Raw genomic sequence first — 20,020 nt, forward strand, 5'->3', positions numbered from 1 at the left:
CGCGCCGTCACGGTAGGGTGGCCGCCATGCCCGGCCCCGCGACCATCCGCTACGGGGGCCTGGCCGGAAGCCTCCTGCTCGCCCTGGCCGCCGCCCGCCACGGCGCTGACGCTTCGTGGTCGCCGACGATGACAGCCCGCACGATCCTGTCCGGCGTCGACGGCTGGCTCACCCCCGCCGCCTGGCTGGCCGGCACGCTCCTGCTGGTGACCGCCTGGTGGCTCGGCCGCCGCCGGGTGCCGTCCCTGCGCTGGGCCTACGTGACGGCCGCCCTGTGGGCCCTCCCCCTGCTCTTCGTCCTGCCACTGGGCAGCTACGACGTCTACTCGTACGCCTGCCAGGGCTGGGCCTTGGCCGCCGGCCACGATCCCTACGCGGCCGGCGTGGCCGCGTACCAGTGCCCCTGGCTCGACGCCGTCGCACCCACCTGGCGCGACGCCCCCGCCCCCTACGGCCCCGTCTTCCTGCTCCTGGCCGCCCTGGCCGCGCTGACCGGCGGCTCCCTGACCGGCGTGATCGCCCTGCTCCGCCTGACCGCCGTCCTCGGCGTGGTTCTGATCGCCGTCTGCGTGCCCGTCCTGGCCCGCCGCCACGCCGTCGACCCGGCCCGCGCCGTCTGGCTGGCCGTCGCCTGCCCGCTGGTCCCCATCCACCTCATCTCCGGCGCCCACAACGACGCCGTGATGGTCGGCCTCCTGACCGCAGGCCTGGCCCTGGCCGCCGCCGACCACCTCCCGACCACCCCGTCCCCGTCCCCGGCCGCCCGCCCGCGCTCGCCCCGGTTAACCCTGGGCCGGCTCGCCCCGGCCGCCGGCCCGCGCTCGCCCCGGTTAACCCTGGGCCGACTCGCCCCGGCCTGGCTCGCCCCGGCCTGGCTCGCCTCGGCCGCCGGCCCGCGCCGGGCCTGGCTCGCCCCCGCCTCCTACCCCCGCGCGACCGGGCTGATCGCCGCCGGCGCTCTGATCGGCCTGGCCGGCGGCGTGAAGGCAACCGCCCTGGTCGTGCTGCCGTTCGCCATGCTCCCGCTGCGCCGCAACTGGCTCGTCCTGCCGGGCGCCCTGGCCTCCCTGGGCGTGGTGTCGCTCGCATCCGGCCTGGGCTTCGGCTGGGTGACCGCCCTCTCCGGCAGCGGCGTCTCGGTCCAGTGGACGTCCCCGCCCACCGCCGTCGGCATGACCGCCGCCCTGTTCGGCGCCGGTGACGCCGCGATCACTGTGACCCGCCTCCTCGGCCTGGCCGCCCTGGCCGTCCTCCTGGTGGTCCTTTTTTGCCGCTTTGCTCTGCGTACCAATAGTCGCCCCCTCCGCCCGCAACCCGCGTCGAGCGACAGTCCGCAGGTCAGCGAGGTCGGCGACGGTGGCTCGCGACTAGCGGCGCCTGTTGGTACGCAGAGCTGGAAAAGATCTTCACGCGCTTCCGCGGCTGACATCGCGCAGGCAGACGGGGCTGATTCCGGTGACTCGCGACTAGAGGCGACTCTTGGTACGCAGAGCAAAGCGGCCGCGGTGGCGATGGCGGCGACGGTCGCGCTGGCGCCGGTGTTTCATCCCTGGTATCTGACGTGGCCGCTGGCGGTGCTGGCGGCGACCCTCCGGCGGGACACGTTGTGGCTGGTCGTGCCCTGTGCGGTGGCCTCGGTGTTGTGCCTGCCGGACGGCTACAACCTGGCGCTGGCGACCAAGGCACAGGGGGCGATCGCGATGACAGCGGTCGTGATCGGGGTCATCGGGTACGCGGTGCGGAGGCGCCGGGCGTGAGGAAGCGGATCGCGATCGTCGCCGGCCTGGCGGTGGTCGCCGTGGTCGCGCTGTGGCTCAACGAGCGGCGCAACACCTGGTTCGACGCGCGGGTGTACTACGGCGCGATCCACTACTGGTTCCGCGACGGCGGGATGGTCTACGACTTCCTGCGGCTGAACTCGCCCTACGGGTTCACCTATCCGCCGTTCGCGGGGCTGGTGATGGCGCCGATGGCGGTGCTGCCGTTCCCGGTGGTGCTGGTCGGCGTGACCGTCGCCACGGTGGTGGGGACGGCACTGGTGGTGCGGTGGCTAGGCCGTGTTTCGCAGTCCGGCTGGACTGCGAAACACGGCCTGGCGCCGCGGTTGGGGTGGTTCGGGCTCGCGGCGGCGGTGCTGCTGGCGCTGGTGTTCGAGCCGGTGCGGGAGACGGTCACGCTCGGGCAGATCAATGTGCTGCTGTTGGTGATCGTGGCCGCGGATCTGCTGTTCGGGCTGAGCAAGGGGCGGCGCTGGGCCGGTGTGGGGGTGGGGCTGGCCACGGCGATCAAGCTGACGCCGGGGGTGTTCATTGTCTATCTGCTGGTCACGCGCCGGTGGCGGGCGGCCTTCACAGCGATGGGTACGGCCGTGACGGCGACCCTGGTGGCCGCGGCGATCTTTCCGGATCAGTCGCGGGAGTTCTGGACGGCGGCACTGTGGGACACCGATCGGGTCGGTGATCTGTCCTACGTGTCCAATCAGTCGCTGCGGGGGCTGGTGGCGCGGCTGCCGTTCGAGGCCTCGTACCTCTGGATGATCTTGATCCTGGTCGCCCTGGGGATCTGGGTGTGGCGCGTACGGAAGGCCGACATCGTCGGTGGCCTGGCCCTGACCGGCGTCCTGAGCTGCCTGATCAGCCCGGTCACCTGGGTGCACCACTGCGTCTGGCTGCTGCCGGCCATGCTGCTCGGCCTGCGGAGGACCAGGACCACCTGGCTCGTGGGGGCCGCCTACCTCGTGCTCAGCTCGCGCCTGCTGTGGCTGTGGGAGAACCCGCCCCGCCCGCCCCTCGAGCTGATCGGCAGCAACCTGTACGTCTATTTCGCGGCCGCCCTCCTCATCTGGACGCCTTCGGTTCGCCCGCCGGAAAGCCCGCTGACACGGCGCTGATCATCGTGTCAGCGCCGTGTCAGCGGCGCCGCGCACGCTTCTCCCGACAAACTCACGAGGGAGAAGCACCATGACTCACGCGATCGTCGCGGAAGGGCTGGTCAAACGCTTCGGCGCGACCACTGCCCTGGCCGGCGTCGACCTCGCGGTCCGCACCGGCACCGTGCTCGGGCTGCTCGGCCCGAACGGCGCCGGCAAGACCACCGCGGTCCGTGTTCTCGCCACCCTGCTGCGGCCGGACGAGGGGCACGCCACGGTCGGCGGCTACGACGTGGTCGGCCAGGCCCACCAGGTCCGCGGGCTGATCGGCCTGACCGGACAGTACGCCTCGGTCGACGAGACCCTGACCGGCGCCGAGAACCTGATCCTGATCGGCCGCCTGCTCGGTATGACTCGCCGCGACACCAAGGCCCGGGCCCGTGAACTGCTCGAACGTTTCCGGCTGAGCGACTCCGCCGACCGGGCCGCCGGCAAGTACTCCGGTGGCATGCGGCGCCGCCTCGACCTGGCCGCCAGCCTGGTCGGCAACCCGCGCCTGCTCTACCTGGACGAGCCGACCACGGGGCTCGACCCGCGCAGCCGCAACGAGGTCTGGGAGATCGTCCGCGGCCTGGTCGCCGACGGTGTGACGGTGCTGCTGACCACGCAGTACCTGGACGAGGCGGACCAGCTGGCCGACGAGATCGTGGTCATCGACCACGGCCGGGTGATCGCCACCGGCACGGCCGACCAGCTCAAGGCCCGCACCGGCGCGCAGACCGTGACCGTACGCCCGACCGTCGACGACGAGCTGGAGAAGGTCGCCGCCGCCGTCGAGTCGGTCGCCGCCGGACCCGTGACGCGCAAGGCCGGCCTGGTCACCGGCCCGGTCACCGACCCGGGCGCGCTGGCCCACCTGGTCCGGCGGCTCGACGACGAGAATCTGCTGGTGGCCGAGTTGTCCCTGCGCAGTCCCAGCCTGGACGAGGTCTTCATGAGCCTGACCTCGGGTGGTGGGCGATGACGACCCTCGCCATCCGCAACACCGCCACGCTGGCCTGGCGCACGCTGGTGCAGATCAAGCACAACCCGTTCGAGCTGATGGACTTCAGCATCCAGCCGGTGATGTTCCTGCTGCTGTTCACCTATGTCTTCGGCGGCGCCATCGCCGGCTCGCCCGGCGACTACCTGACCTTCGGCCTGGCCGGGATCATCGTGCAGAACCTGCTCTTCGCGACCATGAACACCGGCGTCGGCCTCAACACCGACCTGACCAAGGGCGTCTTCGACCGGTTGCGTTCGCTGCCGATCGCCCGGTTCGCGCCGCTGGCCGGCCGGATCGTCGCCGACGTGGTCAAGCAGGCCTGGGCGATCGCGCTGCTGCTGGTCGTCGGCATGATCCTGGGCTTCCGGATCGGCTCCGGGCCGTTGGACGTACTCGCCGCCTTCGGTCTGCTGTTGTTCTTCGGCTTCTGCGTCTCGTGGCTGTCGGTGCTGGTGGCGATGCTGGTCAGCGCCCCCGAGAAGGTGCAGATCTTCGGATTCACGCTGCTGTTCCCGCTGACCTTCGCCAGCAACGCGTTCGCGCCGACGGCGTCGATGCCGGGCTGGCTGCAGGCCTGGGTGCGGGTCAACCCGGTGACCGTGCTCGCCGACGCCACCCGCGGCCTGCTCAACGGCGGCGAGGTGGCCGGTCCGGTGACCCAGTCACTGCTCTGGGCGGCCGGCTTCCTGGTCGTCTTCGCCCCGCTGTCGGTCTGGGCCTTCCGCCGCCGCGTGTAAATCACCGATCTTCAACCGCAGGCCCTCCGCGTACGCCGCCTCGAAGCCCGCGTCGCCCAGTGCGGCGCGGGCCTGGACGGTCAGCCGGTCCACATCGGGCTGGGAACGGTCGATCGAGCCGCGGATGCCGTCGGCCGCGCCCAACAGCACCGCCGAGCGCCGCGCGTCACCTTCGCGGAGGACCAGATCGGACACACCGAGCAGGACGGTGGCCATTACCGGCTGGTCGTTCGACAGTACGGCCAGTTCGATCGCCTCGGTGTGCTGCCGGCGGGCCAGCGGCAGGTCACCGGCGGCCGCCTCGACCATGCCGCGGGCGCACTTGGCGATCGCGGCGAACTGGGGTGCGAACGCGCCCGGCGGGGTCTGCCGCATGGCCCGGTCGGCGCACTGCCGGGCCTGGTCCAGGTCGCCCTCGAGCCGGGACAGGGTGGCCGAGGCGTACTCGACCGAACCCATCACCTCGGCCAGGCCGATCTCCTCGGCGCAGGCCCGCGCCTCCCTGATCATCCGCCCGGCCTCGGCCCGTTCGCCGGCCATCCACAGCTGGGCGGCCAGCTTGACCTGGACCTGCGGGATGTCCTCGCGGATGCCGACCTCGCGGATCAGGGCGATCGCCTCCCGCTGCCAGATCACCGCCTGCCCGAAGTCGCCCTGGGCGGCGGCCAGGTCGCCGAGCTGGCTGAGCGAGAACCCGATGCCCCACCGTTCGCCGATCGACCGGAAGATCTCCAGCGCGGTACGCAGTTCCGCGATCGCCCGGTCGGCGCTGAACCCGAAGTTCAGCATCAACTGCCCGGTCATCATCCGGGCCGTCCCGCGCAGCCACGGATCGTCGGCGTCGAAGAGCTCGGCCAGCCGCTCGAACGCCTCGCTCTCGGCCGCGGACTGGAACATCGCGCTGATCGGGACGACCATCCGCAGCGCCGGGTTGATGGCCGGCTCGTCGGCGACCAGCCGTTCGGCCTCCCGGAACCAGGTGCGTACGTCCGGCATCGGCGCGGCGCCCTCCAGGCCGTTCATCGCGGCGAAGGCGTACGCGGTGGCCCGGTCCTCCCGGTCCACCTCGCCCGGCAGGACCAGCACCTCGCGGGCCAGCGTCGCCCCCTCGGCCCGGTGCCCGCTCAGCCACCAGTACCAGCCGAGCCGGGCGGCCAGCGCGAACGCGGTCGCGGCGTCTCCGGCGTCGACCGCGTCGCGCAGGGCGGCGTGCAGGTTGTCGTGTTCGGCGTTCAGGATGGCCAGCCATTCCAGCTGCTCGGCGCTGCGCAGGTGCGGCTCGGCCGTGCCGGCCAGCTCGATGAAGTGGGCGGCGTGGGCGCGGCGCATCGACTCGACCTCGCCCGCCTCGGCCAGCCGTTCCAGCCCGTACTCGCGGATCGTCTCCAGCATCCGGTAGCGCCCGCCCCGCAGCACCAGCAGCGACTTGTCGACCAGCGCGCCGAGCACGTCGACGTCGGTGCCGCAGACCCGCTCGGCCGCGGTCAGCTCGGCGCCGCCGTGGAATACCGCGAATCGCCGCCACAGCGCGCGTTCCGGCTCGGACAGCAGTTCCCAGCTCCAGTCGACCATGGCCCGCAGCGTCCGGTGCCGGGGGAGCGCGGCCCGGCTGCCCCCGGTGAGCAGCCGGAACCGGTCGGTCAGCCGGTCGGCCAGCACCGCCGCCGGCAAGGTCCGCAGCCGGGCGGCGGCCAGTTCCAGGGCCAGCGGCATGCCGTCCAGCGCGCGGCAGATCCGCCCGACCGGCGGGGCCGTCGCCGGGTCCAGGGTGAGGGCCGGTCCGGCCCGGTCGAGCAGCAGCCGTACGGCCGGGAAGCGGGCCGCCGCCTCCGGGGTCGCGTCGTCCGGGGGCAGTTCCAGCGGCCCCACCGGCCGTAGCCGCTCACCCGGCAGGCCGAGCGGTTCCCGGCTGGTGGCCAGCAGCCGCAGCCCGGGTGCGGCGCGCAGCATCGTGTCGGCCACCCGGGCCACGTCGGCCACCAGGTGCTCGCAGTTGTCCAGCAGGATCAGCAGGTTCCGCCCGGCCAGCGCGTCGGTGAGCCGGGTCAGCGGCTCGACCGTCCCGGCGACCATCGTGCCGCTGCCGGGCCGGCCCACCAGCACGACGCTGCGCAGCCGTAGCGCGGTGAGGATCGCCGGCGGTATCTCGGCCGGGTCGGTCAGCGGCGCCAGCTCGACCTGCCACACCTCGCCGCCCACGCCGGAGGCCGCCTCGACCGACAGCCGGGTCTTGCCGCTGCCACCGGGCCCGGTCAGCGTGACCAGCCGGTGCGCGTCGATCAGGGCCCGGATGTCGCGGACGTCGTCGGCCCGCCCGACGAAGCTGCTGACCGCGGCGGGCAGGTTGCCCTTGGGCCGGTCGCCGGCCCGCGGTTCGCTGTCGGCGCGCAGCAGTGCCAGGTGCAGGTCGCTGAGCGCGGCGGACGGATCGGTGCCGAGCGTGTCGGCCAGCCGCCGCCGCAGGTCGGCGTACACCTGCAGGGCCCGTCCGCGTCGCCCGTGACCGGCGAGCGACCGCATGAGCAGCCCCGCGAGGCCTTCGTCGAGCGGATGCGCGGCGAGCAGCGCCGTCAGCCCCGCCGTCACGTCGGCGCCGCGGTCGACCTGTTCGGCCAGCACCGCCCGGTGGGCGGTCAGCCGCATCTCGGTGAGCGCGGTCGCCTCCGGCCGCGACGACTCGGGGAACTCCAGGTCGCCCCGCCACAGCGCGAGGGCCTCGGCCGGTCGGGTCGTGGCCAGCCGGGTGAACCGGATCGCGTCGATCCGCTCGGGGTCGACGACCAGCCGGTAGCCGGTCGGCGCGGAGTCGATGGTCAGCCCGGTCCGGCGCAGGCGGGAGATCAGGGCCTGCAGCGCGTTGGCGGCGGCGCCCGGTGGCTCGTCGCCCCACACCGCGTCGACGAGCCGGTCGCCGGAGATCACCCGGTTGGCGTCGAGGGCGAGGACGATCAGGAGGGTACGCAGCCGCGGGCCCGCGACCGGCACCGTTTCCCCGGTGTCGGCGCGCACCTCGAGCGGTCCGAGCACCGCGATGTCCACGCCGACGATTGTGCCCTGCCCGCACACCGCCCCGCGCTACCGCTGGTGTGGGTGGCTACTCGCCGAGGCCGGAACCGATGACCACGAAGGTGGGGCGGGACGTGTCGCCGGCCTTCGCGGGCAGGCGCAGCATGGTCAGCGTGACCTCGCGCGGCCACCAGCGGGTCGGTTCCCGCCAGGCGCACTCGACGATCGTGGCCTCGGGCCGGTCGGCGCAGTCGCCGATCTGCTCCCAGTGATCGAGTTGCGTGGCCACCACCTGTCGCGACCGCAGCCACGGGGAACCGGCCGGCAGCTCGTAGCTGCGTACTGTCGCGTCCCCCCGGTCGTTGCGCAGGCCGAGCGCGACGATGACGCCGCGGTCGATGACCGCCCGCTGGTCGTCGGTCATGGCCGGGGTGACCGCGCCCTCGGGCGGGGCGATCGGATGCGCGACGCCGGCGGCCCGATAGCGCACCAGGGCGACCGCTCCGAGCGTCAGGCCGGCGACCACCAGCAGCCCGGCTACCGCGGCCACCGCCCGCCGTCGGTTGATCCGCACGGCTTATCGGACCCCGCCTGCGTGGGTGCCGACCAGTCGCTCGGCGGCCGTGACCACACAGGCCCGGCGCCGCGCCTGTTCGCCCGCCGCGTCCACGTCGTTGCCGGTCAGCAGGGCGGCCATCTGGGGTACGGCGAACCACCAGGCGGCCAGGCCGATGACCATGAACATGAGGTAGCCGGGGTCGATCTGATCGTCGATGAGGCCGTCGCGCTGAGCTCGACCGGTCGCGGCGACCTTGACGTCGTAGTGTGCTCTGCGCTTTTCCTCGCTCACCGGCGGAGCACCCCGCAGCCCCTCCCACTGCAGGAGCCGGGCCAGCTCGGGGTGTTCGGTGTAGTAGTCGAAGGTGCGACCCGCGAACTCGCCCAGGTCCTCGAACCGGAGGCCCTCGGGCGCTACGGCCTGGGACAGCTCTTCCAGCGCTTCGGTGAGCACCTCGTCGAACAGTCCGTCCTTGTCGCCGAAGTAGGCGTAGAGACGTTCCTTGTTGACCCCGGCCCGGTCGGCGATCCGCGTCACGGTCGTGCCGGCGACGCCGTGCTGCGCGAACTCGGCGTACGCGGCGGCGCGGAGCCGCTGCTGCGTCTGCTCGACGTTGCGGACCATGGGCTCAGCCTACTAGCGTCTGTACCAACGCCAACGTTGGCGACGGTTACCTGGGGGATCACCGATGAATCTGACCGAAACGACCAACTACACCGACCGCGACGGAATCGTGGACGCCGTCACGCGCCTGGTCGAAGGCATCGACTTCGCGAACGAGGAACTGCTGCGATCCGCGTTCACCGAGGACGCGGTGTTCGACCTGACCGGGATCGACCACAGCATCCATGCCTTCGAGCCCTACGCCGGACGTGACGTGGTCGTGCGGACCCTGATGGCCACCGTGGGGCGGGCCATGGACACCTTCCACGCGTTGTCCAACATTCGCGTCCGGGTGGACGGGGACACCGCTCAACTGACGTGCTACCTGATCGGGCAACACCATCGGGCCGGGCAGGGTCCGTCCGTGGAGACACAGGACCATCTGTTGCTGGGCAACCGGTTCGAGACGGAACTCGTACGCGACCACGGTCACGAGTGGCTGGTCCGCCGCAACACGGTCAGCTCGCGCTGGTCCACCGGTAACCCGGCCGCCGCCGCGATCAAACCCAGCTGATCACCGCGGTGTTGCCGGGGCGTTGCATGGCGTTCATGATTGTCGCCATGCCGGGGCGCCCGACCATCTACGACGTGGCGCAGGAGGCGGGGGTGGCCGCCTCCACTGTTTCTCGTGCCTACGCGAAGCCGGGGCGAGTGCACGCCGACACCGCCCAGCGGATCTTCGAGGCGGCGGAACGGCTCGGCTATCGGGCCGCGCCGGCGCACGCCCGGCCGGCCGGGGAACGGCTCAAAGCGATCGGGCTGGTCGTCGCCGACGTCACCAACCCGTTCTACGGCGACATCATCAAGGGCGCCTACGAGGCCGCCCGGGAGGCCGGCTACCAGCTGATCCTCACCCACACCAACGAGTCGCCGGAGGTCGAGCGGGAGACCATCGAGCACGAGCTGGCCCAGGTCGACGGCATCGTGATCGCCAGTTCGCGGATGACCGACTCGGCGCTACGGATGGTCGCCAAGCAGAAGGCGGTGGTGCTGCTCAACCGGATGATCCCGGAGGCCAGGTGCGTGCTCAACGACAACGACCGGGGGATCCGGCTGGCCGTGGAGCATCTGGCCGCGCTGGGCCACGACCGGATCCTGTACGTGAGCGGGCCGGACGCCAGCTGGTCGGACGGCGTGCGCTGGCGGGCGCTGCGGGACGCGGTCGCCGACCTGGGGATCGAGGCGCGCCGGGTCGGGCCGAACGAGCCCACCGTGCTGGCCGGGCTGAGCGCCGCGCGCCGGGTCGCACAGCTGGCGGCGACGGCGGTGATGGCCTACAACGATCAGCTCGCGATCGGCATCGTCAAAGGGCTTCGCAAGCTCGAGGTACGGGTGCCCGAGGAGGCCAGCGTGGTGGGTTTCGACGACATCACGTACGCCGAACTGATCGAACCGCAACTGACGACGGTGGCCTCGCCCCTCTATCGCATGGGCCTGACCGGCGTCCAGAACTGCATCGCCATCGCCCGCGGCGCCGTCCCGAAGGGACCGCCGCTGGTGCTGCCGATGCGGCTGGTGGTCCGGCAGAGCACCGGTCAGCGCAGCCGGAACAGCATCTCGCCGGCCCGGGGCACGACCAGGCCGTCGAAACCGGCCACGTCGATCGTGCCGGGGTCGCGGTAGCCGAGGTTGACCGCCGCGCACACGTCGGGCGGGATCGAGGTGGCCAGCGTGACGTTCACCCGCAGCCGCTCGCCGTCGGCCGCCGACCAGGTCCCGGCGCCGCGCAGATGCGTCGAGTGCGCCAGTACGCCCCAGTGGATGTGCGAGAACCGTTCCCACTGTTCGGTGAAGTAGTCGCGGCAGTGGTAGCCGACCTCGTAGATCTGCGGGTGGCTGTCGGCCAGGGTGCGGATGTGCGGGGCGTACAGGATGACCTCGCCGCCGTCGGCGACCACCGGCTCGACCTTGTAGAAGCCTTTGGCGCCGGTCCAGATCTCGCCGTACATCTCCGGTACGAGCGACAGGACCCGGTCGACCGGCTGATCGAGGTAGGTGACGTGGGTAGCGGCGGAGACCGAGGCGGCGTCCGCCCAGGACGAGACACAGTCACCGAACGAGACCGAGTGCAGGCCACCCTCGTGGGCGGTCACCACGCTCAAGGCGTGACAGGCGGCCGGAATCAGGGCCGCGCCGTCGTCGATCAGCGCGCGCACCGGGGTCGTACCCGTCGTCCCGATGATCTCAGCCGACGTGATCAGCGCGCCCAGCCAGTGCGACACGTCGATGATCTCCTGGCCGGCCACGCCCGGGAAGAAGTACTTGTTCCCGCCGGACATGCCGACCACCTCGTGCGGCAGGACCGGCCCGACGACCAGCGCGATGTCGTGGTCGACGACGGCCCGGTTGAGCCGCACCCGCACGTCGCCGGTCATCCGTCCGGCGGAGAGCTCCTCGATCCGGCCGGACGGGATCGTGCCGAGGTCGGCGAAGGTCGCCGGGTCCCACCACTCGTGGTTGATCACCACTGTGTCCGGATAGGGCCCGCCGACGTGCTCGTCGAGGGCGGTCATCGCGGGGTGGGTGCCGAGCGCGACGAGTACGGTCAGCCGGGACACGCGTCCGTGCAGCGCCCGGTGCACCGCCCCGACGAGCAGCGGCAGGGGGCAGACCCGGGTGGCGTCGGGCACCAGCACACACACGCTGCGCCCGTCCGCGTCCAGCCCGGCCAGGCTCTCGGCCACGAAGCTGATCACTTCGTCGTCGGTCAGCACGCGCCCGGGTCCGCCCACACGGCTCATTCGATGCGACCTTTCAAGAACGATCGGGCCCATTGGTACGAGATCAGGTGCGATTCCGCCTTCGATTCGACGCTCGGCTCGTCCACCTCGATCATGAAGTCCCCGTCGTAGTCGTGGGGAATGGCGTCGAGGACGGCGTGGAAGTCGACGACGCCGAGGCCGGGCTCCGCCCACAGCCGTTTGGTGGCCGCCTGTTCCGGATAGCTTCCGCCCGGCCGGCCCTCCGCCGGGAACACGTCCTTGATGTGGATGCCGCCCAGCCGGTCGGCGTAGCGGCGGACGAACGCCGCCGGGTCGACCCCGGCCCAGGCCAGGTGGCCGGTGTCGGGGCCGGCGCCGATGACGTCCGGACCGAGGTCGTCGAGCAGCCTGGTGATCTCCGCCTCGGTCTCGAAGACGCCACCCACATGCGAATGATGCAGGGGCCAGATGCCTTCGGTACGCAGAACCCGGCAGACCGTGCCGACGTTGTCGATGGCCCGGTCCAGCCGCCCGGCGTCGAAGTCCGCCCCGACGGCCGGTCGGGCGATCCGGGCCGGCAGCGCCATCGACGACACCATCGTGCGATCCAGGCCGAGCTCGGCCTGCTGCGCGCCGAAACGCTTGGCCTTCTCGACCTCCTGAGCCATGTCGACGGTCTCGTCGAACGCGGAGTTGAACAGGCTGAGCGCGGGGGAGAGGCCGAACCCGCCGATCCATTCCCGATACTCAGCCGCGCTCATGCCGTCCGGGACGTCGGCCTTGGTCGCGGTGAAGCCGATGGCCTGAAAGTCCCGGAACGCCTCCTCGAACACCTCGCGGGTCTTGCCGGCCTTGGACCAGTACGGAATCGGGTTGGCCGCGATCCTGCTCATGCTGTGCCACCCGGGATCCCGGAGGAAAGGTCCGCGATGGGCCTGAACTCGCTTCGCTCGCTCATGCCAACGCCACCGGCCTTCCGGTGCGGGCCGACTCGTAGACGCCGGTGATCACGCCGATCGAGCGGCGGTTGGTGGCCAGGTCGACCCGGAGCTCCTGGGCGCCGTCGAGGGCGGCGAGGAAGTTCTCGTACTGCGACCCGTGGGCGTCGGAGAGCTGGGACGGGTCGCTGCCGGCCGTGGGAGGCGGGGCGACGCGGGCTGAAGTCGTACCCATGAAGCGCTCCTCGGGGGTTTCTCCCTCGGCCGTGACCTGGAAGAAAACCAGCTGATCGTCGTCGATGACAGCCGAGCCGCGGTCGCCGTGCACCTGCAGCCGCGCGCTCAGCCCAGGGTAGGCCGCGGTGGTCGCGTGGAGCATCCCGAGCGCGCCGCCTTCGAACCGCACGACCGCGGCGGCGACGTCCTCGACCTCGATCCGCCGGTGGGCCAGGGTGCCGGTGTACGCGAACACCTCGATCGGTTGTCCCAGCGCCGCCACCAGCAGATCCACCGTGTGGACACCCTGGTTCATCAGCGCGCCTCCACCGTCCAGCTCCCAGGTGCCGCGCCAGTCGCCCGAGTCGTAGTAGCTCTGCCCGCGCCACCAGTCGATCGACGCGATGCCCGAGGTGATCCGGCCCAGCTCGCCACGCGCGATGGCGCCCATGACCTGCTCGGTCGAGGGGTCGAACCGGTGCTGCGAGATGACCGTGACAAGCGTTCCGGCCCGTTGCTGGGCTTTGATGATCTGATCGGTCTTCTCGACGGTGATCTCCGCCGGCTTCTCGACGATCACGTGCTTGCCCGCCTCGAGCGCCTCGATCGCCAGCTCGCCGTGCAGGCCGGTGGGCGTGCAGACGACCACGACGTCGACGTCCTCGCTCCGTAAGGCTTCGGTCAGGCTCCCGTAAGGCCTTCCGCCACGTTCCAGGGTTAGGTTTTCGGCACGTTCCTTGACAACATCACAGACGGCCACCAGCTCGATCCGGTCGGCCAGCTGGCTGATCACCTTGCCGTGGTGCTTGCCGATCACCCCGGCGCCGGCCAGCGCGAACCTACGCATATTCGATCCCTTCGGCGGTGAGCAGGCCGGTGAAGGCCTGCCAGGCTCGGCGGAAGTTGTCCGGGCCGGAGAACCCGCCGGTGGCGTGCCCCTCGGCCAGGTGTGGTTCGAGCGAGAAGAACCCGTCGAAGCCGTCGTGGCGCAGCGCCCGCATGGTGCGGGCCACCTCGCCGTCGCCCGCACCGGCCGGCACCACCGTGCCGTCCGCGAGCAGAGCGTCCTTGATCTGCACGTACTCCAGGTGCGGCCGCAGCACGGCGTAACCCTCGGTGTAGGGCTTGACGCCGACCTGCACGAAGTTCGCCGGGTCCCAGGCCAGGCGCAGGTGCGGCGAACCGACCGACCGCACGATGTCCAGGCATCGGCGCGGGATGTCGCCGTAGATCTCCTTCTCGTTCTCGTGCAGCAGGATCAGGTCGGCCTCCTCGGCCACCCGGGCCAGGGCCCGCATTCTTTCGATCACCTCGGCCCGCTTCCGGTCCGGGTCGCTGCCCGGAGTCTGGAAGAACGAGAAGATTCGGATGTACGGGGCCCCGAGCAGGTGCGCGACCTCGGCGGCGTGGCGCATCCGCTCCAGGTGCGGCGGGAAGTCGTCGTCGATGTGGATCTTCCCGATCGGCGAACCGATGCTCGACACCCTGATGCCGTGCCCGGCCAGCGTCTCCTTCATGCTCTCGAGCTGGTCATCGTCCAGGTCGAGGATGTTGACCCCCCAGGCGCTGCGCACCTCGATGTATCTCAGACCCAGCTCCCTCGCCACCTCGCACTGCTCGTCGAGGTCGGGCGAGATCTCGTCGGCGAAGCCGGACAACGTCCACATAGGGCCCTCCTACTGGCGGTAGAGCTGGTCGATCAGCCGCAGGCTCTTGGTGGCCTCGGCCGGGCCGATCCAGAACGGCTCGGGATCGTGCAGGGTGCGATAGAAGTCGGCGATCAGCAGCTCGTGCGAGGCGCCCCAGTAACTCTTCCCACCCGTCGGGCGGGGTTCCTCGACGCGCTCGACCTGGCCGTCGCGGGTGATGGTCAGGCCGTCGCGGACGAGCAGGGTGGCGTCGGGGGTGACGACCTCGATGGTGACCGGGGCATCGACGGCGTTGGTGGTGGTCGCGAAGAAGACGCTCTCGCCGCCACCGGCGTGCCTGAGCCGGGCCGAGGCGGTGTCCTCGACGTCGATTCCCGCCACGTCGCCGTAGTGCCCGGCGTGCCCGCGGATGTCCGTGACGTCGCCGAGGAACCACTCCAGCAGGTCGAGCGTGTGGATCGCCTGGTTGATCAGGACGCCGCCACCGGAGCGGGCCTTCTCGCCCCGCCACGGCGCGGCCGCGAAGTAGGCGCTGTCCCGGTGCCACATCACGGTCGCGGTGGCGCTGCTGCCCGGCGTGATCAGCTTCTTGGCCGCCCGCGCCGACGCGTTGTAGCGGTTCTGGAAGCAGACGCCCACCCGCTTGCCCTCGGCGGCGGCGACGATCCGTTCGGCCGCCTCGACGGTGTGCGCCACCGGCTTCTCCAGCAGCACGCTGATGCCGCGGTCGAGGCAGGCGAGGGTGATGTCGGCGTGCGTGTCGTGCGGGGTGCAGATGTGCGCGACGTCCGGGCGTACCTCGTCCAGAAGGCCCTGGTAGTCGTAGGTCGCGGTGCCCTTGAGCTCGACGCCGGGGAGTTTGCCGATGGCGGCCAGGTGCACGGACGACACCGTGCCGGTGCCGATGACGACGGCGTTGAGCACTACTTGACGCCTCCCGCGGTCAGGCCGCCGACCAGATAACGCTGGAACAGCAGGTAGAGGATCACCACGGGCGCCGCGCAGATCAGGGCCGCGGCCATCATCTGTGAATACACCGGCAGGGCGCCGCCCTCCTGGGCCGAGCCGAAGATCTGCAGCGCGACCGCGGCCGTGTGCGTCTCCGGGCGGGTGAGCACCGAGGCGAAGAGCACGTCGTTCCAGCCCAGCAGGAACGCGAAGATACCGGACACGACGATCGCCGGCAGGCTCAGCGGGACGATGATCCGCCACAGGATCGTGACCGTCGACGCGCCCTCGGTGCGGGCCGCCTCCTCCAGCTCGCGGGGCAGGCCACGCAGGTAGGTGACCATCACCCAGGTGGAGAAGGGCAGGGCGAAGGTGAGGTACGCGACGAACAGGCCCCAACGCGTGCCTATCACCGTCAACCCGAGGTAATTGCCGGCCGACGAGAACAGCACGAACACCGGCAGCAGCATCAGCGTGCCCGGGATGCTCTGCAGTCCGACCAGGCCCCGCAGGATCGTCAACCGGCCGAGGAACGTGTAGCGGACCAGGACGTACGCGGTCGTCGTACCCAGCAGAGCGGAAGCCACCGCGGTCACCGCGCACACGATCAGGCTGTTGACGATGCCGGTGGACAGATCCGCCGTGGTCCAGATCTTCGAATAGCTGGCCGCGGTGAACGTGCTCGGGAAGAACTCGCCGCCGGCCACCCCGACGTCGGTGTTCAGCGACGCCAGCACGATGTAGAGCAACGGCACCAGCACCATCAGGCACAGCAGCGTGGTGAGGACGGCCAGCAGCGGGCGGGGGAGCAGCCGCTGCGCCTCGGCCTGGGCGCTCATTGGTGCACATCCAATCTGACGGCTCGCAAATACGTGTAGAGCGGGATCGCGATCAGGCTCAGCGACAGCACCGCCATGGCCGCGCTCAGCCCGAACCGCAGGCTCTGGAAGCTGGTCACGTAAACGAGCATCGGCATCACGTTGACGTCGTCCGGGGCGGGCGCCCCGAACAGCACGAACGGCAGGGTGAAGTTGTTGATGTGATTGAGCGTGGCCAGCAGGCAGGCGAGCAGGACCGGGCCGCGCAGGTAGGGCAGGATCACCCGGGTCAGCTTGGGCCACCAGGTCACCCCGTCGACCGCCGACGCCTCGTGCACCTCGTGGTCGACCGACTGCAGGGCGGCCAGCGCCATCAGATAGATGAACGGCCACGCGGCCCAGATCTCGACCAGCACCAGCGTCCAGTACGAGTTCGAGCCGCTCAGCCACAGCGTGCTGCCCAGGCCCAGGGTCTTGTTGACGATGCCGTCGGGTTGGAGCATGGTCCGCCACACCGAGGCCACCACGAAGGACGGCAGCACGTACGGGATGAGAAAGACCGCCCGCACCAGACCCCGGCCCCTGTACGCGTTCTGCGTGACCAGCGCCGCGGCGATCCCGATGGGCACGGTGACCGCCGTCGACAACACCGCGAACGACACGCTGATCCAGATCGACTTCAGCAGCCCCGACTCGAACGACTCGACGAAGTTGCCGAGGCCGACGAACGGGGCGTCGATCCAGCGGCGCAGGGTGTACTGGTCCAGGTCGATCAGCGAGATCCACAGCGCCAGCAGCAGCGGGATGATGATGATCAGCGTCATCAGCAGGCCGCCGGGGGTGAGGAGCCACAGCGGACGCTGCCGCTCGCTCACCTTCTTCTGGGATGCCATTTCTACTTGGCCCGGTCCAGGGACGACTGGGCCTTCTTCTGGGCGTCGGCGATCCGCGTGTCCAGCGTCGCCGCCGGGATCGGGCCCTTGGCCAGGTCGGGCAGCGACTGCACGACCACGTTGGTCAGGGCCAGCTGGATATCGGCCCAGGCGCCGGTGAACGGCGTCGCCACCGACTTCTTGGCCGCCTCGGTCAGCGGGGCCAGCTTCGGGTCGGACTGCAGGCTCTGCAGCGCCGCGGCGTTCGCCGGCAGGTTGCCGAATTTCTTGTAGTAGTCCAGCTGCTGGTCCTGGTCGGTGACCAGCTTGACGTACTCGAACGCCAGATCCTTGTTCTTCGAGTAGTCGGCGACCAGGAGGTTGTCACCAGAGAGAATGCTGGCCGCCTCGACGCCGTTGCCGGGCCGGCTGGTGGCGCCCGGCGGCACGGTCGGCAGCAGGGTGAACGCCCACTTGCCCTTGACCGCGCCCTGGTCCAGCGAGTTGATCGCGGTCGCCGTGGTCAGCGCGAAATAGCCGGTCTTGCCCTTGGCGAAAGCGGCCACGGCCTGCGGGTTGGTCCAGCCGATGGCGGCCGGGTCGACCACCTTGTCGTTGGTCAGCCAGCCGAAGTAGGTCTGGTACGCCTTCTGCACGGCCGGGTCCTGCAGCTTGGCCGTCTTGCCGTCGACCAGCGGGTCACCGGCCTGGATGGACATGCCCCAGACGAACTTCCACGGGTCGAAGTTGTCCTTGTAGGCGATGGCCAGGCCGTACTGGTCGCCCGTGGTCAGCTGCTTGGCCTGGGCGGTGAGCTCGTCCCAGGTGGCGGCCGGTTTGTCGATGCCCGCGGCCTTCAACAGCTCGGTGTTGTACGCCATGACGAACGGCCGGCTCACCCACGGGACGCCGACCTGGTTCTGCTCGTCCGGGCCGGAGATGCCGAGGGTCGCCGGCACGAACTTCTCCTTGCCGCCGATCTTCTTCCACTCGTCGTCGCCCAGCTTCACGAACGCGCCGGTCGAGTAGGCGGTCGGGGTGAACGTGGTGCCGACGGCGTACACGTCGGGCCCGGAACCGGACACCACCGAGGTCTGGATCTTGGTCAGCTCGTCGTTGGCCGACGCGAACGTCTCGAACTTCACCTCGGCGCCGGTCTGCGCCTTGAACTTGTCGCTGATCGACTTCTGCCAGGCCTGGAACTCCTCCGGGTACTGGGTATTGGCGCTGATCAACACGTTCAGCGTCTTGCCGGCGTCGCCGTCGCCCCCGTCGTCGTCGCCGCCCCCGCAAGCCGTCAGCGCGGCGACCAGCACAGTGGCGCCGGCCAGCGCTGTCGCTCTTCCGTAACGCATCGCTATGCACTCCTCTTGTCGCCGCAGTGACCTGCATCACTGTTACGAGCTGGTTTCCGAATTAGCAATCGGTTGCCAACTGTTGCCACGCCGTCGATGGCAACAAATGGCAACCGCTTGCTGTGCGTTCTCGGACGGCCGGAGGCTCGGGCCATGCCCGCTCTCGCACCGCACCCCGACCGGTTGCTGCCCACCGATCCGGCCGTCCGGTCGATCGCCCGCCGCCTCTACGAGCGGGTCGCGGCGCTGCCGATCGTCTCGCCGCACGGGCACGTCGACCCGCGGATGCTGCGCGACGACAATCCGTTCCCCGACCCGGCGGCGCTGTTCATCAAGCCCGACCACTACGTGACCAGGCTGTTGCACGCCGGTGGGGTGCCACTGTCGGCGCTGCTGGGCGACGCCGACCCGCGCGCTGTGTGGCGGCTGTTCTGCGCCAACTGGCACCTGCTGGCCGGCACGCCCGTCCGCTACTGGTTCGAGAGCGAACTGTCCTCGATCTTCGAGATCACCGAGCGCCCGTCGGGCGGCAACGCCGACGCCCTGTACGACCAGATCGACACCCTGCTGCGCGCCCCCAGCCACCGCCCGCGGGCGTTGCTGTCCCGCTTCGGCATAGATTTCCTGGCCACCACCGACGATCCCGCCGACGACCTGGCCGCCCACGCCGCCCTCCGCGACCTGCCGACCCGGGTGGCGCCGACCTTCCGCCCCGATCGTTACCTGGAGCTAGGCCACCCCGCCTGGCCGTCGTTCGTCAAGGAACTGGGCGGCGACGTCGGTTCGTACCCGGGCTATCTGGAGGCTTTGGCCGCCCGCCGCCGCCATTTCGTGGCTCAGGGCGCGGTGTCCGCCGACCACGGCCACGTGGACGCGGGCGCCGAGCCTCTGTCCACCGAGGAGGCCACCCGCATCTACCGTGCGGCCCTCTCCGCAACGGTCACCCCACCGGAGGCCACCGCCTTCCGCCGCCACATGATCTTCGAAATGGCCCGCATGTCCTGCGACGACGGCCTGGTGATGACCTTGCATCCCGGCGTCTTCCGCAACCATCACACCGAGACCTTCCAGGCCTACGGTCCCGACACCGGCCACGACATCCCCGTGCCCGTCGAGTTCACCCGATCACTGCGGCCGATACTGGACCGCTTCGGCACCCATCCCGGCTTCCACCTGGTCCTGTTCACCGTCGACCCCGACGTCTTCAGCCGCGAGATAGCCCCCTTGGCCGGCTTCTATCCGGCCGTCTACGCCGGCGCCCCCTGGTGGTACCTGGACAATCCCGCCGAGATCCGCCGCTTCCAGCAGGCGGTGACCGAGACGGCCGGCTTCAGCAAGCTGTCCGGTTTCATCGACGACACCAGAGCTTTCTGCTCGATCCCCGCCCGCCACGACATGTCCCGCCGCCTCGACGCCGGCCACCTGGCCGAACTGGTAGCCGCCCACCGCCTGGACCTCGACGAGGCCGAAACCCTGGCCGTCGACCTGGTCGTCCACCAGCCCCGTCGAGTCTTCAAAATCGCCTGACCCGCCCGGTGGTGGCGCTGGCCCGCCCGGTGGTGGCGCTGGCCCGCCCGGTGGTGGCGCTGGCCCGCCCGGTGGTGGCGCTGGCCCGCCCGGTGGTGGCGCTGGCCCGCCCGGTG

At 70.7% G+C, this 20,020-nt stretch carries 18 protein-coding genes; 7 read left to right on the forward strand and 11 right to left on the reverse strand.

What is annotated here, in order from left to right:
• Positions 1 to 26 precede the first annotated feature (26 nt).
• The 4 genes from mptB (at position 27) to ACGFIO_RS43210 (ending at position 4,651) form a co-directional block, all read left to right on the forward strand.
• Positions 27 to 1,757, forward strand: a complete 1,731-nt coding sequence (mptB, locus tag ACGFIO_RS43195) for a polyprenol phosphomannose-dependent alpha 1,6 mannosyltransferase MptB (RefSeq protein WP_392836832.1) — start codon at positions 27 to 29, stop codon at positions 1,755 to 1,757.
• Positions 1,754 to 2,890, forward strand: coding sequence for a glycosyltransferase 87 family protein (locus ACGFIO_RS43200; RefSeq protein WP_392836834.1), 1,137 nt, complete (start codon positions 1,754 to 1,756; stop codon positions 2,888 to 2,890). Before mptB ends, ACGFIO_RS43200 begins: the two co-directional genes overlap by 4 nt.
• 70 nt (positions 2,891 to 2,960) lie before the next feature.
• Positions 2,961 to 3,893, forward strand: a complete 933-nt coding sequence (locus ACGFIO_RS43205; RefSeq protein ID WP_392836837.1) for an ATP-binding cassette domain-containing protein — start codon at positions 2,961 to 2,963, stop codon at positions 3,891 to 3,893.
• Positions 3,890 to 4,651 carry an ABC transporter permease gene (locus ACGFIO_RS43210; protein WP_392836839.1) on the forward strand — a complete coding sequence of 254 codons (762 nt, stop codon included), beginning with the start codon at positions 3,890 to 3,892 and terminating at the stop codon, positions 4,649 to 4,651. The genes ACGFIO_RS43205 and ACGFIO_RS43210 overlap by 4 nt, the downstream gene beginning before the upstream one ends.
• Here ACGFIO_RS43210 and ACGFIO_RS43215 read toward each other — a convergent pair.
• From ACGFIO_RS43215 to ACGFIO_RS43225, 3 genes are read right to left on the reverse strand one after another with little or no spacing between them, the layout of a single operon-like run.
• Positions 4,577 to 7,690, reverse strand: coding sequence for a BTAD domain-containing putative transcriptional regulator (locus ACGFIO_RS43215; protein WP_392836841.1), 3,114 nt, complete (start codon positions 7,688 to 7,690; stop codon positions 4,577 to 4,579). The two genes, ACGFIO_RS43210 and ACGFIO_RS43215, sit on opposite strands and share 75 nt — an antisense overlap.
• A gap of 55 nt (positions 7,691 to 7,745) precedes the next feature.
• The gene (locus ACGFIO_RS43220) at positions 7,746 to 8,231 is read right to left on the reverse strand and encodes a hypothetical protein (protein WP_392836844.1); all 486 of its coding nucleotides are present in this window, start codon (positions 8,229 to 8,231) and stop codon (positions 7,746 to 7,748) included.
• Between the two features lie 3 nt (positions 8,232 to 8,234).
• Positions 8,235 to 8,840 carry a TetR family transcriptional regulator gene (locus ACGFIO_RS43225; RefSeq protein WP_392836846.1) on the reverse strand — a complete coding sequence of 202 codons (606 nt, stop codon included), beginning with the start codon at positions 8,838 to 8,840 and terminating at the stop codon, positions 8,235 to 8,237.
• 64 nt (positions 8,841 to 8,904) lie between these two features.
• Between ACGFIO_RS43225 and ACGFIO_RS43230 the strand changes: the two genes are divergently transcribed.
• Positions 8,905 to 9,393: a nuclear transport factor 2 family protein gene (locus ACGFIO_RS43230; protein ID WP_392836848.1), complete on the forward strand. Its 489-nt coding sequence runs from the start codon at positions 8,905 to 8,907 to the stop codon at positions 9,391 to 9,393.
• Between the two features lie 35 nt (positions 9,394 to 9,428).
• On the forward strand, positions 9,429 to 10,502 hold the full coding sequence (locus tag ACGFIO_RS43235) for a LacI family DNA-binding transcriptional regulator (RefSeq protein ID WP_392836851.1): 1,074 nt from the start codon (positions 9,429 to 9,431) through the stop codon (positions 10,500 to 10,502).
• On the opposite strand, the gene ACGFIO_RS43240 is transcribed toward ACGFIO_RS43235, so the two are convergent.
• From ACGFIO_RS43240 to ACGFIO_RS43275, 8 genes are all read right to left on the reverse strand, one after another.
• The gene (locus ACGFIO_RS43240; RefSeq protein ID WP_392836852.1) at positions 10,415 to 11,620 is read right to left on the reverse strand and encodes a lactate racemase domain-containing protein; all 1,206 of its coding nucleotides are present in this window, start codon (positions 11,618 to 11,620) and stop codon (positions 10,415 to 10,417) included. The two genes, ACGFIO_RS43235 and ACGFIO_RS43240, sit on opposite strands and share 88 nt — an antisense overlap.
• The gene (locus tag ACGFIO_RS43245; protein WP_392836854.1) at positions 11,617 to 12,474 is read right to left on the reverse strand and encodes a sugar phosphate isomerase/epimerase family protein; all 858 of its coding nucleotides are present in this window, start codon (positions 12,472 to 12,474) and stop codon (positions 11,617 to 11,619) included. The genes ACGFIO_RS43240 and ACGFIO_RS43245 overlap by 4 nt, the downstream gene beginning before the upstream one ends.
• A 61-nt stretch (positions 12,475 to 12,535) precedes the next feature.
• On the reverse strand, positions 12,536 to 13,582 hold the full coding sequence (locus tag ACGFIO_RS43250) for a Gfo/Idh/MocA family protein (RefSeq protein ID WP_392836857.1): 1,047 nt from the start codon (positions 13,580 to 13,582) through the stop codon (positions 12,536 to 12,538).
• The gene (locus ACGFIO_RS43255; protein ID WP_392836859.1) at positions 13,575 to 14,402 is read right to left on the reverse strand and encodes a sugar phosphate isomerase/epimerase family protein; all 828 of its coding nucleotides are present in this window, start codon (positions 14,400 to 14,402) and stop codon (positions 13,575 to 13,577) included. Before ACGFIO_RS43255 ends, ACGFIO_RS43250 begins: the two co-directional genes overlap by 8 nt.
• Before the next feature lie 9 nt (positions 14,403 to 14,411).
• Entirely contained in the window at positions 14,412 to 15,308 is an 897-nt protein-coding gene (locus ACGFIO_RS43260; protein ID WP_392836861.1) for a Gfo/Idh/MocA family protein, read from the reverse strand.
• Positions 15,308 to 16,171, reverse strand: a complete 864-nt coding sequence (locus tag ACGFIO_RS43265) for a carbohydrate ABC transporter permease (RefSeq protein WP_392836863.1) — start codon at positions 16,169 to 16,171, stop codon at positions 15,308 to 15,310. Before ACGFIO_RS43265 ends, ACGFIO_RS43260 begins: the two co-directional genes overlap by 1 nt.
• On the reverse strand, positions 16,168 to 17,043 hold the full coding sequence (locus ACGFIO_RS43270; protein ID WP_392836865.1) for a carbohydrate ABC transporter permease: 876 nt from the start codon (positions 17,041 to 17,043) through the stop codon (positions 16,168 to 16,170). The genes ACGFIO_RS43265 and ACGFIO_RS43270 overlap by 4 nt, the downstream gene beginning before the upstream one ends.
• 2 nt (positions 17,044 to 17,045) lie before the next feature.
• The gene (locus tag ACGFIO_RS43275) at positions 17,046 to 18,377 is read right to left on the reverse strand and encodes an ABC transporter substrate-binding protein (RefSeq protein WP_392836867.1); all 1,332 of its coding nucleotides are present in this window, start codon (positions 18,375 to 18,377) and stop codon (positions 17,046 to 17,048) included.
• Between the two features lie 153 nt (positions 18,378 to 18,530).
• On the opposite strand from ACGFIO_RS43275, the gene uxaC reads away from it, so the two are divergent.
• On the forward strand, positions 18,531 to 19,904 hold the full coding sequence (gene uxaC, locus ACGFIO_RS43280) for a glucuronate isomerase (RefSeq protein WP_392836869.1): 1,374 nt from the start codon (positions 18,531 to 18,533) through the stop codon (positions 19,902 to 19,904).
• Positions 19,905 to 20,020: the final 116 nt, after the last annotated feature.

The sequence above is a fragment of the Actinoplanes sp. NPDC049265 genome (genome assembly GCF_043197135.1).
Taxonomy (GTDB): Bacteria; Actinomycetota; Actinomycetes; order Mycobacteriales; family Micromonosporaceae; genus Actinoplanes.

Coding starts and splice junctions, on each gene's coding strand:
- ACGFIO_RS43225 (WP_392836846.1), bottom strand. CDS start 8,840: ATGGTCCGCAACGTCGAGCAGACGCAGCAGCGGCTCCGCGCCGCCGCG.
- ACGFIO_RS43240 (WP_392836852.1), bottom strand. CDS start 11,620: ATGAGCCGTGTGGGCGGACCCGGGCGCGTGCTGACCGACGACGAAGTG.
- ACGFIO_RS43270 (WP_392836865.1), bottom strand. CDS start 17,043: ATGGCATCCCAGAAGAAGGTGAGCGAGCGGCAGCGTCCGCTGTGGCTC.
- ACGFIO_RS43275 (WP_392836867.1), bottom strand. CDS start 18,377: ATGCGTTACGGAAGAGCGACAGCGCTGGCCGGCGCCACTGTGCTGGTC.
- mptB (WP_392836832.1), top strand. CDS start 27: ATGCCCGGCCCCGCGACCATCCGCTACGGGGGCCTGGCCGGAAGCCTC.
- ACGFIO_RS43205 (WP_392836837.1), top strand. CDS start 2,961: ATGACTCACGCGATCGTCGCGGAAGGGCTGGTCAAACGCTTCGGCGCG.
- ACGFIO_RS43245 (WP_392836854.1), bottom strand. CDS start 12,474: ATGAGCAGGATCGCGGCCAACCCGATTCCGTACTGGTCCAAGGCCGGC.
- ACGFIO_RS43250 (WP_392836857.1), bottom strand. CDS start 13,582: ATGCGTAGGTTCGCGCTGGCCGGCGCCGGGGTGATCGGCAAGCACCAC.
- ACGFIO_RS43255 (WP_392836859.1), bottom strand. CDS start 14,402: ATGTGGACGTTGTCCGGCTTCGCCGACGAGATCTCGCCCGACCTCGAC.
- ACGFIO_RS43235 (WP_392836851.1), top strand. CDS start 9,429: ATGATTGTCGCCATGCCGGGGCGCCCGACCATCTACGACGTGGCGCAG.
- uxaC (WP_392836869.1), top strand. CDS start 18,531: ATGCCCGCTCTCGCACCGCACCCCGACCGGTTGCTGCCCACCGATCCG.
- ACGFIO_RS43210 (WP_392836839.1), top strand. CDS start 3,890: ATGACGACCCTCGCCATCCGCAACACCGCCACGCTGGCCTGGCGCACG.
- ACGFIO_RS43230 (WP_392836848.1), top strand. CDS start 8,905: ATGAATCTGACCGAAACGACCAACTACACCGACCGCGACGGAATCGTG.
- ACGFIO_RS43265 (WP_392836863.1), bottom strand. CDS start 16,171: ATGAGCGCCCAGGCCGAGGCGCAGCGGCTGCTCCCCCGCCCGCTGCTG.